General features: G+C 68.9%; 16 protein-coding genes. 7 read left to right on the forward strand and 9 right to left on the reverse strand.

Going from position 1 to position 12633, the window contains the following annotated elements:
* Positions 1–29: 29 nt before the first annotated feature.
* The 7 genes from sufB (at position 30) to ACZ58X_RS08060 (ending at position 5968) form a co-directional block, all read left to right on the forward strand.
* The gene (sufB, locus tag ACZ58X_RS08030) at positions 30–1445 is read left to right on the forward strand and encodes a Fe-S cluster assembly protein SufB (protein WP_049650590.1); all 1416 of its coding nucleotides are present in this window, start codon (positions 30–32) and stop codon (positions 1443–1445) included.
* A gap of 62 nt (positions 1446–1507) precedes the next feature.
* Complete coding sequence (sufD, locus tag ACZ58X_RS08035) at positions 1508–2743, forward strand: Fe-S cluster assembly protein SufD (RefSeq protein WP_470332803.1); 1236 nt, start codon at positions 1508–1510, stop codon at positions 2741–2743.
* 5 nt (positions 2744–2748) lie between these two features.
* Entirely contained in the window at positions 2749–3066 is a 318-nt protein-coding gene (locus tag ACZ58X_RS08040) for a bifunctional 3-phenylpropionate/cinnamic acid dioxygenase ferredoxin subunit (RefSeq protein WP_350506658.1), read from the forward strand.
* Positions 3067–3072: 6 nt separating this feature from the next.
* Positions 3073–3837: a Fe-S cluster assembly ATPase SufC gene (gene sufC, locus ACZ58X_RS08045; protein WP_188303623.1), complete on the forward strand. Its 765-nt coding sequence runs from the start codon at positions 3073–3075 to the stop codon at positions 3835–3837.
* Positions 3834–5096: a cysteine desulfurase gene (locus ACZ58X_RS08050; RefSeq protein ID WP_470332804.1), complete on the forward strand. Its 1263-nt coding sequence runs from the start codon at positions 3834–3836 to the stop codon at positions 5094–5096. Before sufC ends, ACZ58X_RS08050 begins: the two co-directional genes overlap by 4 nt.
* A 20-nt stretch (positions 5097–5116) precedes the next feature.
* Positions 5117–5569 carry a Fe-S cluster assembly sulfur transfer protein SufU gene (gene sufU / locus ACZ58X_RS08055; RefSeq protein ID WP_470332805.1) on the forward strand — a complete coding sequence of 151 codons (453 nt, stop codon included), beginning with the start codon at positions 5117–5119 and terminating at the stop codon, positions 5567–5569.
* A 21-nt stretch (positions 5570–5590) separates the two neighbouring features.
* Positions 5591–5968, forward strand: coding sequence for a metal-sulfur cluster assembly factor (locus ACZ58X_RS08060; RefSeq protein WP_259316762.1), 378 nt, complete (start codon positions 5591–5593; stop codon positions 5966–5968).
* A gap of 306 nt (positions 5969–6274) precedes the next feature.
* Here the strand turns inward: ACZ58X_RS08060 and ACZ58X_RS08065 are convergent, their stop codons facing one another.
* From ACZ58X_RS08065 to amcB, 9 genes are all read right to left on the reverse strand, one after another.
* Positions 6275–6943 (reverse strand): YdcF family protein, encoded by a 669-nt coding sequence (locus tag ACZ58X_RS08065; RefSeq protein WP_470332806.1) that lies wholly within the window; start codon positions 6941–6943, stop codon positions 6275–6277.
* Between the two features lie 428 nt (positions 6944–7371).
* Entirely contained in the window at positions 7372–7806 is a 435-nt protein-coding gene (locus tag ACZ58X_RS08070; protein ID WP_470332807.1) for an NUDIX hydrolase, read from the reverse strand.
* On the reverse strand, positions 7803–8021 hold the full coding sequence (locus ACZ58X_RS08075) for a hypothetical protein (protein WP_470332808.1): 219 nt from the start codon (positions 8019–8021) through the stop codon (positions 7803–7805). Before ACZ58X_RS08075 ends, ACZ58X_RS08070 begins: the two co-directional genes overlap by 4 nt.
* 120 nt (positions 8022–8141) lie before the next feature.
* Positions 8142–9026: a hypothetical protein gene (locus ACZ58X_RS08080; RefSeq protein WP_470332809.1), complete on the reverse strand. Its 885-nt coding sequence runs from the start codon at positions 9024–9026 to the stop codon at positions 8142–8144.
* 180 nt (positions 9027–9206) lie between these two features.
* Positions 9207–9560: a hypothetical protein gene (locus tag ACZ58X_RS08085; protein ID WP_470332810.1), complete on the reverse strand. Its 354-nt coding sequence runs from the start codon at positions 9558–9560 to the stop codon at positions 9207–9209.
* Between the two features lie 77 nt (positions 9561–9637).
* Complete coding sequence (locus tag ACZ58X_RS08090; RefSeq protein ID WP_470332811.1) at positions 9638–10351, reverse strand: hypothetical protein; 714 nt, start codon at positions 10349–10351, stop codon at positions 9638–9640.
* A 22-nt stretch (positions 10352–10373) separates the two neighbouring features.
* Positions 10374–11060, reverse strand: a complete 687-nt coding sequence (locus ACZ58X_RS08095) for a pentapeptide repeat-containing protein (RefSeq protein WP_470332812.1) — start codon at positions 11058–11060, stop codon at positions 10374–10376.
* Between the two features lie 69 nt (positions 11061–11129).
* Positions 11130–11312, reverse strand: coding sequence for a multiple cyclophane-containing RiPP AmcA (amcA, locus tag ACZ58X_RS08100; RefSeq protein ID WP_470332813.1), 183 nt, complete (start codon positions 11310–11312; stop codon positions 11130–11132).
* Positions 11309–12454 (reverse strand): cyclophane-forming radical SAM peptide maturase AmcB, encoded by a 1146-nt coding sequence (gene amcB / locus ACZ58X_RS08105; protein ID WP_470332814.1) that lies wholly within the window; start codon positions 12452–12454, stop codon positions 11309–11311. Before amcB ends, amcA begins: the two co-directional genes overlap by 4 nt.
* Positions 12455–12633: the final 179 nt, after the last annotated feature.

The raw sequence follows: 12633 nt of genomic DNA on the forward strand, positions 1-12633 counted from the left end.
ATTCAGCGTCCGCGCGTTAGGAAGCTCGCATGACTGACACCGTTTCGCACCCCGAGCTCGAAGGCCTCGGCAATTACGAGTACGGCTGGGCCGACCCGGACACCGCCGGTGCCGCGGCCAAGCGCGGGCTCAGCGAGGACGTCGTCCGCGACATCTCGGCGAAGAAGAACGAGTCCGAGTGGATGCTGAACCTGCGGCTCAAGGGCCTCAAGCTGTTCGGCAAGAAGCCCATGCCGACCTGGGGCTCCGACCTCACCGGCATCGACTTCGACAACATCAAGTACTTCGTCCGCTCCACCGAGAAGCAGGCCGAGTCCTGGGAGGACCTGCCCGCGGACATCAAGGCCACCTACGACAAGCTGGGCATCCCGGAGGCGGAGAAGCAGCGCCTGGTCGCCGGTGTCGCCGCCCAGTACGAGTCCGAGGTCGTCTACCACCAGATCCGCGAGGACCTGGAGGAGCAGGGTGTCATCTTCCTGGACACCGACACCGCGCTGCGCGAGCACCCGGAGATCTTCAAGGAGTACTTCGGCACCGTCATCCCGGCCGGCGACAACAAGTTCGCCGCGCTGAACACGGCGGTGTGGTCCGGCGGCTCGTTCATCTACGTGCCGAAGGGCGTGCACGTCGACATCCCGCTCCAGGCCTACTTCCGGATCAACACCGAGAACATGGGCCAGTTCGAGCGGACGCTGATCATCGTCGACGAGGACGCCTACGTCCACTACGTCGAGGGCTGCACCGCGCCGATCTACTCCTCCGACTCGCTGCACTCGGCGGTCGTCGAGATCATCGTCAAGAAGGGCGGCCGCTGCCGCTACACGACCATCCAGAACTGGTCGAACAACGTCTACAACCTGGTCACCAAGCGCGCCGTGGCGTACGAGGGCGCGACCATGGAGTGGGTCGACGGCAACATCGGCTCCAAGGTCACCATGAAGTACCCGGCTGTCTACCTGATGGGCGAGCACGCCAAGGGCGAGACCCTGTCGATCGCCTTCGCGGGCGAGGGCCAGCACCAGGACGCCGGCGCCAAGATGGTGCACATGGCGCCGAACACCTCCTCCAACATCGTCTCCAAGTCGGTGGCGCGCGGCGGCGGCCGGACCTCCTACCGCGGTCTGATCGAGATCGGTGAGGGCTCCAAGGGCGCCAAGTCCAACGTGCTGTGCGACGCGCTGCTGGTCGACACCATCTCCCGCTCGGACACCTACCCGTACGTGGACGTCCGCGAGGACGACGTGTCCATGGGCCACGAGGCGACCGTCTCCAAGGTCAGCGAGGACCAGCTGTTCTACCTGATGAGCCGGGGCATGACCGAGTTCGAGGCGATGGCGATGATCGTCCGCGGCTTCGTCGAGCCGATCGCGCGCGAGCTGCCGATGGAGTACGCGCTGGAGCTCAACCGGCTGATCGAGCTGCAGATGGAGGGCGCGGTCGGCTGACGACCGGCCGTACCGCCGCCATCCATCCGGAATTTCTGAGGAAGAGAGCACTACGAACAGCCATGGCTGACGTTCAGAACACCACCGGCTCCACCACCGCCGGTTCGATCGAGGTCGGCACCGCCGGCGCGGGCGCGCAGCTCGCCGGCCCCGGCACCGGCCGGACCACCGTCCATCAGCCGATCGACGCGCGCGTCGCGGTCAAGCCGTCCTTCGACGTGAACGACTTCCCGGTGCCCACCGGCCGCGAGGAGGACTGGCGGTTCACCCCGCTGCACCGTCTCGCCGGGCTGCACGACGGCACCGCCGCCGCTGCCGGCGAGCGGGGCGCGGACAAGGTCGAGTTCGCGCTGCCGGACGGCGTCACCGCCGAGACCGTCGGCCGCGACGACGCCCGGCTGGGCAAGGCCGGCACGCCGGTCGACCGGGTCGCCGCGCAGGCGTTCAGCGCCTTCGAGCAGGCGCTCGTGGTCACCGTCCCCAAGGACGCGGTGCTGACCGAGCCGGTCAAGATCGACGTGCGCGCCGAGGGCGGGGTCCGCTTCGCCCACGTGGTGATCGACGTCAAGCCGTTCGCCGAGGCCGTCGTGGTGCTCAACCACGAGGGCACCGGCACCCGGGCCGCCAACGTCGAGCTGCTGGTCGGCGACGGCGCCAAGCTCACCTTCGTCTCCGTGCAGGACTGGGACCGGGACGCCGTCCACGTCGCCCAGCACAGCGCGCTGGTCGGCCGGGACGCCTCGTTCAAGTCCGTGGTCGTCACCTTCGGCGGCGACCTGGTCCGCCTGCACCCGCGGGTCAACTACGCCGGCCCCGGCGGCGAGGCCGAGCTGTTCGGCCTCTACTTCGCCGACGCCGGCCAGCACCTGGAGCACCGCCTGGTCATCGACCACGACACGCCGCACTGCCGGTCGAACGTGGCGTACAAGGGCGCGCTGCAGGGCCAGGACGCCCACGCGGTCTGGGTCGGCGACGTGCTGATCCGCGCCGCCGCCGTCGGCACCGACACCTACGAGCTCAACCGGAACCTGGTGCTCACCGACGGTGCCCGGGTCGACTCGATCCCGAACCTGGAGATCGAGACCGGCGAGATCGTCGGCGCCGGCCACGCCTCGGCGACCGGTCGCTTCGACGACGAGCAGCTGTTCTACCTGATGGCCCGCGGCATCCCCGCCGAGGAGGCCCGCCGCCTGGTGGTCCGCGGCTTCTTCGCCGAGCTGCTCCAGCAGATCGGGGTGGCCGAGGTCCAGGAGCAGCTCCTGGTGAAGATCGACGCAGAGCTGGAAGCGGCGGTCTGATCCCGATGAGTTTCCTGCGTGCCTGCGCGCTGAGCGACCTCCAGGAGGACGTGCCCAAGCGCGTGGACCTCAACGGCGTGCCGGTCTCGGTCGTCCGCACCGACGAGGGGGTGTTCGCGATCAACGACACCTGCTCGCACGCGAACGTCTCGCTCTCGGAGGGCGAGGTCGAGGACTGCATGATCGAGTGCTGGCTGCACGGCTCCAGCTTCGACCTGCGCACCGGCAAGCCCTCCGGCCTGCCCGCCACCAAGCCGGTCGCTGTCTACCCCGTAAAGATCGAAGGGGACGATGTGCTCGTCTCCGTCAACCAGGAGTCCTGAGTACACATGGCAACCCTTGAAATCCGCGACCTGCACGTCTCCGTCGAGGCCGAGAACGGCCCGCGCGAGATCCTGAAGGGCGTCGACCTGACCGTGAAGCAGGGCGAGACCCACGCCATCATGGGTCCGAACGGCTCCGGCAAGTCCACCCTGGCCTACTCGCTGGCCGGCCACCCGAAGTACACCGTCACCGGCGGCACCGTGCTGCTGGACGGCGAGGACGTCCTGGAGATGTCCGTCGACGAGCGCGCCAAGGCCGGCGTCTTCCTGGCCATGCAGTACCCGGTCGAGGTCCCCGGCGTCTCGGTCTCCAACTTCCTGCGCACCGCCGCCACCGCCGTCCGCGGCGAGGCCCCCAAGCTGCGGCTGTGGGTCAAGGAGGTCAAGGAGGCGATGGCCGCCCTGCAGATGGACCCGGCCTTCGCCGAGCGCAACGTCAACGAGGGCTTCTCCGGCGGTGAGAAGAAGCGCCACGAGATCCTCCAGCTGGAGCTCCTCAAGCCGAAGATCGCGATCCTCGACGAGACCGACTCCGGCCTGGACGTCGACGCGCTGCGCATCGTCTCCGAGGGCATCAACCGGGTCCGCTCCACCGGCGAGGTCGGCACCCTGCTGGTGACCCACTACACCCGCATCCTGCGGTACATCAAGCCCGACTACGTCCACGTCTTCGCGGGCGGCCGCATCGTCGAGTCCGGCGGCGCCGAGCTGGCCGACAAGCTGGAGAACGAGGGCTACGAGGCGTATGTGAAGGGGGGCGCTTCCGAGTGACCCATACCCCGCTGTCCGGCCTGCTGGACACCGACGCGATCCGCAAGGACTTCCCGGTCCTGCAGCGGCTGCTCCACGACGACAAGCCCCTGGTCTACCTGGACAACGCGGCGACCTCGCAGAAGCCGCGCCAGGTGCTGGAGGCGCTGACCGCCTACTACGAGCGGCACAACGCCAACGTCCACCGCGGCGTGCACGTGCTCGCCGAGGAGGCCACGGCACTGTACGAGGGCGCCCGCGACAAGGTCGCGGCCTTCGTCAACGCGCCGAGCCGCAACGAGGTGATCTTCACCAAGAACGCCTCCGAGTCGCTCAACCTCGTTGCCAACATGCTCGGTTGGGCCGACGAGCCGTACAAGGTCGACGCCGACTCCGAGATCGTGATCACGGAGATGGAGCACCACTCCAACATCGTCCCGTGGCAGCTGCTCTCGCAGCGCACCGGTGCGAAGCTCAAGTGGTTCGGGCTCACCGACGAGGGCCGGCTCGACCTGTCCGACATCGACGAGCTGATCACCGAGAAGACCAAGGTGGTCTCCTTCACCCTGGTCTCCAACCTGCTGGGCACGGTCAACCCGGTCGAGACGATCGTCCGCAAGGCCCAGTCGGTCGGCGCGCTGGTCGTCATCGACGCCTCGCAGGCCGCGCCGCACATGGTGCTCGACGTCCAGGCGCTGGAGGCCGACTTCGTCGCCTTCACCGGCCACAAGATGCTCGGCCCGACCGGCATCGGCGTGCTCTGGGGCCGCCAGGAGCTGCTGGAGGACCTCCCGCCGTTCCTCGGCGGCGGCGAGATGATCGAGACCGTCACCATGGGCTCGTCCACCTACGCCCCGGCGCCGCACAAGTTCGAGGCCGGCACCCCGCCGATCGCCCAGGCGGTCGGGCTCGGCGCGGCCATCGACTACCTGTCGGCCATCGGCATGGACAAGATCGCCGCACACGAGCACGCGATCACCGAGTACGCGGTGGAGCGCCTGCTGGAGGTCCCCGACCTGCGGATCATCGGCCCGCGCACGGCCGTGGACCGCGGCGCCGCGATCTCCTTCACCCTCGGCGACATCCACCCGCACGACGTGGGCCAGGTGCTGGACGAGCAGGGCATCGCCGTGCGCGTCGGACACCACTGCGCGCGTCCGGTCTGCCTCCGGTACGGAATTCCGGCGACCACGCGGGCGTCGTTCTACCTGTACTCGACGCCGGGCGAGGTCGACGCGCTGATCGACGGCCTGCACCACGTCCGGAACTTCTTCGGCTGACGGGACAGGGCAGGACGATCATGAAGCTCGACTCGATGTACCAGGACATCATCCTGGACCACTACCGCAACCCGAAGGGCAAGGGGCTGCGGGACGGCGACGCCGAGGTGCACCACGTCAACCCGACGTGTGGCGACGAGATCACCCTGCGGGTGAAGCTCGACGGCGCGACCGTCGCCGACGTCTCGTACGAGTCCCAGGGCTGCTCGATCAGCCAGGCCAGCGCCTCGGTGCTGAACGAGCTGGTCGTCGGCAAGACCGTCGGCGAGGCGCAGGCCGTCCAGGAGGCCTTCCTGGAGCTGATGCAGAGCAAGGGCCAGGGCGAGGGCGACGAGGAGGTGCTGGAGGACGCGGTCGCGTTCGCCGGCGTCTCCAAGTACCCGGCCCGCGTCAAGTGCGCCCTGCTCAGCTGGATGGCCTGGAAGGACGCCACCGCCCAGGCGCTCGCCAACCACCCCGCCGTGAACGACTGACCCGCAGAGGAGGACAAGACCATGAGTGACGAAACCCCCTCCACTGCGGAGGAGCAGACCGGCACCGTCATCGTCGGCACCACCGCCGGCACCGTCTCGGTCGAGGACCTGACCGAGGCCCTGATGGACGTCGTCGACCCCGAACTGGGCATCGACGTCGTCAACCTGGGCCTCATCTACGGCATCCACATCGACGAGTCCGACGTGGCCACCATCGACATGACGCTCACCTCGGCGGCCTGCCCGCTGACCGACGTCATCGAGGACCAGGCCAAGACCGCCACCGACGGCCTGGTCCAGGACCTGCGGATCAACTGGGTCTGGATGCCGCCGTGGGGCCCGGACAAGATCACCGACGACGGCCGCGACCAGCTGCGGGCGCTGGGCTTCAACGTCTGACCGACGGGCCCATTCGTCAACCTGCTGCCGCGCGAATCCTGTGGGTTCGCGCGGCAGTGGTGTATCCGCGTGGGTGCTTCGCCCGGCGTCGGGTGAGAACCCGCGCGTGATCTGGTGGGGTGGGGTAAGTCCACCGCCGTTCCCCACCGTCCACCCCCCACCCGCCTGTCGGCGGGTGCCCGCCCCGGCCCTCGCCGGGCGCCGTCCGGCCGTCCGGCACCGGCGGCTGCCACCTCTGCGCCCTAGCCGGTTGTGAGGGTGCGGGTTGTCAGGCCGGCGCCTGTCCGGCCGAGCGGCGGCAGAATGTCAGGACTTGATGAGTCGTGTGTCGAAGCCGGCGCAGCAGAGCCGGTCGTAAGCGGCATTGACTTCCTCCGGGACCTCCTGCTCGACGGCGAACCCGAGCTTCGGGTACTCGATCACCCGCTGCATGTCCCCGACGAGCATGTCGATGACGTGTTTCTCGCTCGCGAAGTCCTTTGTGTAGTCGGTTAGCCTCACTGGTGCCGAGGCGCAAACCACCTCAACGTCCGGCCACAGCTTCCGGCAGGTGGCGAACGCGCGCCTCTCCATGTACGGCATCGCGATCAGCATCACCGACCGAACCTCACGTCCGGCCGAGGCCAGTGCCTCCCGCGAGAGGCTGATGTTCTGGCCCGTGTTCGTGGCGTTCGGCTCCAGAAGGATCGCGGACTGCGGGACGCCGAGCTCAAGAGCGTGCTCGCGGAAGTGCACCGCCTCGCCCCGAGGGAACCGCTCCGGGTGGGTGGGATTGGGACCACCGGTGAAGACCAGGGTCGGGAAGAAACCCTCGTGGTAGAGCTCGGCCGCGTAGACCGGCACTCCGAGATCGTGGCTGCCGAGGCCGATCGCCGCATCGCACGGACCCAGCTCGTGGTGCATCTGGTGGTAGTCCCAGATTGTCTGGGCATCCCGCCACTGCTCAGCAGTGACCAGAGGGTGAATGTCCGCCACCCGCATACTCCTTGATCACCGAGGTTTCAGAGCGGTCTGGCGGCCGTAGTCTCACCGGATGCCGTCAATGCTCTGTGACTGGTGGCTCATACCGTACTTGGTGGCCAGACCGTCGAAGCCCGCCGACTTCCGGATCGATACGGAGAGTTGGAGGCCGGGAGCGACTAAGGCGCGGTGTGAAATGCTCGCGGCCCGGGACGGCCCGCCCCGGGCCGCAGCACGTCCGGAGCACAAGGGTGAGGGGGATCTCCCCAGGAGGTGCTCGCCTCGGCCTTCCTGGCTGAACTCGGAGCCGGTGCGGTCCTCGAAGCTCCACTCGTTATCCTCGGCGCATCGGCATTAACCCTCTTGAGCCGCAGCAGGGCAGCTCGACCTTGGTGCGGCGGGGCCCTCGGGGAATCCGAGGGCCCCGCCGCACTCGCACCATCTCAGCGGGCGATCAGCTCGCAAACCGCGTCGCTCACTTCGGGCAGCTCACCGGGGAGTGCCCACTGGTGGGCGTCGTGCTCGGTGAGGACGACCGGTTCGGTCTTCTCCACGGTGACGGCGAAGTTGAACTGGCGGGTCGTGCCGCCGCGGCTGTTCTGGTAGTCGAAGTGCCCGATGTAGCCGGTGACCTCCTTGATGGTCAGCCCGGTCTCCTCTGCGGTCTCGCGGTACAGGGCCTCCAGGATGCTCTCCCCGGCCTCGACGGTGCCGGAGGGGATCTCCCACATCCCGCCCATGTAGTCGTCGGGGTTGCGCCGCACGAGCAGGACCCGGCCGTCGTGATTGATCACGGCGGCGGCGACGAAGCCGCTGATTCCGGCGGCGTCGGCGTCGGCCGCCAGGCCGGCCACGAACTCGGGGGAGGTGACAGTCACTGCAGCTCCTTGTGATGGTCGCTGATCTTGACGGCCGCGCGGACGTACTGCTCGGCCACTTCGAGATCCTGCTCACGATGCCAGACCGGGAGCTTGATCGTGTGGGCGTGGGCGTGCTCCGCGACCGGGAAGTCCCCTGCCTTGTACCGGCTGTGGGAGTGCGGGTGCCCGGGGAACAGCGGTCCGGGCTGCTGGTACTGCGGGAGCTGGTTCATGGGGCAGGTGGAGCCGGGGCAAGTCCACCGCCGTTCCCCACCATCCACCCCCCACCCGCCTGTCGGCGGGTGCCCGCCCCGGCCCTCGCCGGGCGCCGTCCGGCCCTGGTGGAATACGTCTCAGGCTGCGATCTGCGCAGGCCGACTGCCGGTCATCGCGGAGCGCAGGGCAGTTCGGACTCGGGCGGCACCTGCGGTGGCCACGTCCGCGCCCTGGTGGGCCGTGGGGGTTCGGGCGGTCAGCCCGGCGCACGGGCGGCAGATGCCCGGTCGTGGCACGGGGTCGTGGCACTTGGCGCACTCGGCGTAGCGGGCCGGTGGCCGTGCAGCGGGCCGGGCGGGCGGCATTTTGTGCACCAGGCGGTAGCGGAGCACGGCCGCAGCCGAGTGCACCGGGGTGGGCAGGCCCGGCAGCAGGGCGTTCGTGAGGTCGGCGTTGGTCGCGCCGCGCTGCAGCCATTGCGCCACCAAGGGGGCCAGCTCCCGGGCCTCGGCCTTGCCCAGGCGCAGCCGGGGCTCGGGGCGGATCACCCGGAACAGGGTGGCCACCGCTTCGCGGATCTCGGGTGGTTCCTCCTCGCCTCCCCGGTCGCTTTCGTCTGCCGGGCTCGGGGGGAGGGAGGGTTCTTGGTGCCGGTCCTTTACAACAGGGCTGCCAGCACGGCCGGTTGCCGCTGCACCGGGCGCCGGACGGGTGGCACCCGGGCGCGCGAGCTGCGGGGTGTCGTAGACGTGGGTTTCGGTGATGATCGTGCCGTCCGGCATGCGGATCTTCTCGACCCGGTAGTACCCGGCCTCGGTCAGCTCCTTCAACGCCTTTCGGACGGCTCCGCGCCCCTGGGGGCTGCTGTCGGCCATGTGCCGCCCGTCCTCGCGCCAGCCATCGGGCCGGGAGAGGAGGTCCGCGAGCAGGCCGCGGGCGGTGTAGCTCAACCGCCGGTACTGGAGAACGGCGTTGGGTAGCACGGTGAAGTTGCGCACGTGGGCGCTACGATGGATGCGCATCGGGAGGTCTAGCTCCTGTTGCCGGACCCCGGAGCGTTGGCGCGCTGCCGGGGTCACCCGTTTTTGATTGGATTACGGAACGTACCACGATGTTTGACGTAGCGTGAGTTGTTCGTGGTATTCAACGTGAGACCAGTGTGCTGACATAGCTACCGGCCCGCGCGCGCCAGCAGGCCGCAGTCAGGCGGCTTCGGCCTGCTCCATTGCGGCTGCACTCGGCTGCGCGAGCCAGACCAGCCGTGCAGTGATCCCCGGTCGCCCGGCGAAATGGCGCAAGGCCCGGTTGGGAGACGCGAGGGTCATTCGCGCCTGCCCGTCGATGCCGATCACGTGCGCTTGCCCGCTGTGGTCGGCGACCCCCCAGGCCACGACCCACCCGTCGACGTCCGAGAGTCCCTCGCCCCAGACCTGGACGACGGCGAACAGCCGGGGTGCGGTGTCGAGTACGAGCGCGCACAGCTCCTGGTCGAAGGTCGGGCCGGTCGGCAGCCGAGGCGTGACCGGCCGGGGGTTCTGTGGAGGCGCAGCAGCCATGGAAGTCTCCTACGTGAATGGGGCGGACGCGGCGCTGCCACCATCACGGGCAGCGGAACAACTCGCACGGGCCGGTGTCAGATCAGTGAGGCCAGGACGCCACGTGGCCAGTGGCCGAGCCAGAACGCGGCGGTGGATGGTTGGGGCTGGCCCTCGGTGGAGCCGTCGTGGGGCAGTAGTTCGGTGGGGGCGATGTAGCCCTCGCCGGGGTCGAGCCGCAGCCGGAAGACACGCAGGGGTAGCCCGAGGGCGGTGTAGGACCGCAGGTCGTCGGTGTGCGGATAGTGGTCCTCGGGGTCAGTGTGGAGTCCGCGGCAGACAGCGCGGATGTCGAGGCCACCGAGCAGGAGGTAGCGGGTTCCCGGACCGAGGTTGAAGCACAGGCGTCGGCGACCGGTGTGCTTGGCCTGGTAGCGGAGCCTGTCCCAGTTGTCGATGTGCAGGCCGATACGGCGGCCGTCCTGGTAATTCGGGGTGGTGGTGAGAGCCTTGGCCGGGCTCGTGGCTTGGCCGAGGTGGACGGCGTCGGGGTCGCCGAGTTGGTCAGCGAGCGTGGGAAGGGTGGCCGGCGGCGGGCCGTCGGGCAGCTTCACCAGTTCCACCAGCGTGCTGTCGCTCTGCTCGGTCGAGCGGAGTTCTGCCGCCAGCACGGCAGTGAGGGGTTGCCAGGGGCCGGTCGGGAGGACGGCCCCGTTCTCGTACTCGGGCTCGCCGCGTGCGGTGCGGACGCCGGTGCTGTCACACCTGGCGATGAGGGCGGCGGGATCGCTGTGGGCGATCGCGAGAGTCACGCGGATTCCTCCCAGGCGTGGTTCACCGGTCGTCGAGGGTGTCGGTGAAGGTCACGTCCAGCTCGGCGACCAAGGCTTCGGCGAGTTCGGCCTGCTGGGTGCGGTCGATGAGGACCTTGCCGAGGTTGGCGACGCCTCTCAGCGTGGTCAGGTTGTTGCCCCGCAGGTCAAGGCCCTGGTACTTGCCCCGGCCGAACTCGGTCAGCCGCAGGATGCAGGTGTCGAGGACCGCGCCGCCGAGGTCGCAGCCGGTGAACGACGCCTCGGTGAGCCCGCACTTGGAGAAGACGACCGCGCCGGTGGCGCGGATCTGCTCAAAGGTTGTGTAGTCGAGCTTGCAGTTGTCGAAGAGGACGTTGTCCAGGGTCACACCGACGAGCCTGGCGCCCATGATCTTGCAGTTGCGGAAGACGACGCGGGAGAGCTTGCTGTCGGTGATGCGAGTGGCGGCGAGGTCGCAGGTGTCGAACTCAACGGAATCAAGGCGGACTTGGTCGAACTGCACGCGGTCGGCCCGCACGTTGGAGACGCGGCCGGTGACGAGGCGGGTCTCGGCGAGGTCCAGGGCCCGCAGGTCGGCGTCGCCGTACTGGAAGTCCTGGACGATGCCCCGGGCGGAATCCAGGGTGGTGACGTTGGACAGGTACAGGCCGGGCTCGTTCAGGTGGGGCAGGGTCACGGTGACACGGCCGAAGGTGATGCTGTCCATGAGGGGCTCCGCTCTCTCGAGGGACGGGCCCGCACCAGCTGGTGCGGGCCCGGGTGCGTCCGGGTGGCGTTACTTGCCCTTGTTCTTGTTCGACCAGTTGTCCCAAGTGGGCCGGTTGTCGAACTTCGGCCCGTTGTTGTCCCAGGTGGGTCGATTGTCGAACGGCCCGGCGGTGGGGTCGGTCACGGCGAGGCGGGTGAGGTCGGCGACGACGGCGGTGTTGCTGGCGGCCAGCAGTTCGAGCAGGGTCATGCGACTTTCTCTTCTTGGACGCTGTCGGACAGAGCGGTGACCAGGGCTTGCCGGGACACGCGGCAGTAGTTCGTCTCCGTGGTGTCCAGGCGGCCGTTCTCGAAGTAGCGATTGCCGGCCTGGGCCCCTCGGCAGAAGTCGAAGAGATCGCAGGTGGCTTCGCAGGCGTCCAGTCCGGTCAGGAACTCACGTACGTAGCGCAGGCGGTGAGCCTGGTCCAGCATCGAGCCGACGCTCCGCTCCAGGACGTTCCCGGCCCGGAAGTCCCCGTAGGCCGGGTCGGTGATCCCAGCGAGTTCGGGCGAAAGCAGGACGACGTCGCCGTTGGAGGCGATGGTCGGGATCGGGTCGATCGACACGCGGTCCCAGGCGGCCTGGTGTCCGGCGCGGACATCCCGCAGGTAGCCGCCGAGCCGGTCGATCTCGCGGATGGCCAGGTTGCGGTGGCGGCGTGACCAGGTGATGGCGCGGCGCCAGAACGCGCGGGCCTGCTCGGGGGTGGGAACTGCCCGGTCGGTGTTGACGCCTTCCCTCTCCTCCATGTTCAGACCCACCGTGTGGCAGCCGAGGTCGGCCATGAAGTCGAGCAGGCCCTCGGGATCACCGATGCTCTCCGCGCTGACGACCGCGATCGCCGAGAACCGTACGCCGTAGTCGCGCAGGCACTCGACGCCCTTCATGATCCGGCCGAAGGTCGGGCGTCCGGACCAGTCCACGCGCCGCTGGTTGAGCTCGGAAGGGCCGTCGACGCTCACCCCGACGCGGAACCCGTACGCGGTGAGGAACTCGCACCAGGCCGGGGTGATCAGGACGGCGTTGGTTTGCACCGAGTGCTCGACCAGCCCGGCCTGCCGCAACGGCTCGAACGGGGCCAGCAGCTCCGCGAGCCGAGTGCGGCCGACGGTCAGCGGCTCGCCGGCGTGCCAGACCACCTCGACCGGCTCCGGCGACGCGGTATCGGCGAACTCGGCGACGGAACGGGCCACCGCCTCGGCGACCGCGACCGACATCGGGGCCCGCCGCTTGCGGTCGGGCAGGTAGCAGTAGGAGCAGTCCAGGTTGCAGAAAGGGTCCGTCTGGAGAACGACCGTCCTCGGACGACGGGCGATGCGGCGCCGATATTGGGCCGGAGAGTGCATCATGCTGACCCTCCAAGGGTGGAGACTGGGCCGCCGCAGGTCCATTCACGAGACGGGATCCTGCGCCGGGGCCGCCCGGGGTCGAGCGGCGCGCAATCAGTGAACGACCGTCATAAGCCTTATGGTGAGGCAAAGTTGCAGAAACTCTGGTCCCGTCTCGACCGGAAAACTTGACCGTCCCA

The sequence above is a fragment of the Kitasatospora sp. NPDC040550 genome (assembly GCF_055594965.1).

Bases quoted from the DNA above. Each gene is read 5' to 3' on its own strand.
- sufB (WP_049650590.1), top strand. From the start codon at position 30: ATGACTGACACCGTTTCGCACCCCGAGCTCGAAGGCCTCGGCAATTAC.
- sufD (WP_470332803.1), top strand. From the start codon at position 1,508: ATGGCTGACGTTCAGAACACCACCGGCTCCACCACCGCCGGTTCGATC.
- ACZ58X_RS08040 (WP_350506658.1), top strand. From the start codon at position 2,749: ATGAGTTTCCTGCGTGCCTGCGCGCTGAGCGACCTCCAGGAGGACGTG.
- sufC (WP_188303623.1), top strand. From the start codon at position 3,073: ATGGCAACCCTTGAAATCCGCGACCTGCACGTCTCCGTCGAGGCCGAG.
- sufU (WP_470332805.1), top strand. From the start codon at position 5,117: ATGAAGCTCGACTCGATGTACCAGGACATCATCCTGGACCACTACCGC.
- ACZ58X_RS08060 (WP_259316762.1), top strand. From the start codon at position 5,591: ATGAGTGACGAAACCCCCTCCACTGCGGAGGAGCAGACCGGCACCGTC.
- ACZ58X_RS08075 (WP_470332808.1), bottom strand. From the start codon at position 8,021: ATGAACCAGCTCCCGCAGTACCAGCAGCCCGGACCGCTGTTCCCCGGG.
- ACZ58X_RS08080 (WP_470332809.1), bottom strand. From the start codon at position 9,026: ATGCGCATCCATCGTAGCGCCCACGTGCGCAACTTCACCGTGCTACCC.
- ACZ58X_RS08085 (WP_470332810.1), bottom strand. From the start codon at position 9,560: ATGGCTGCTGCGCCTCCACAGAACCCCCGGCCGGTCACGCCTCGGCTG.
- ACZ58X_RS08095 (WP_470332812.1), bottom strand. From the start codon at position 11,060: ATGGACAGCATCACCTTCGGCCGTGTCACCGTGACCCTGCCCCACCTG.
- amcA (WP_470332813.1), bottom strand. From the start codon at position 11,312: ATGACCCTGCTCGAACTGCTGGCCGCCAGCAACACCGCCGTCGTCGCC.
- amcB (WP_470332814.1), bottom strand. From the start codon at position 12,454: ATGATGCACTCTCCGGCCCAATATCGGCGCCGCATCGCCCGTCGTCCG.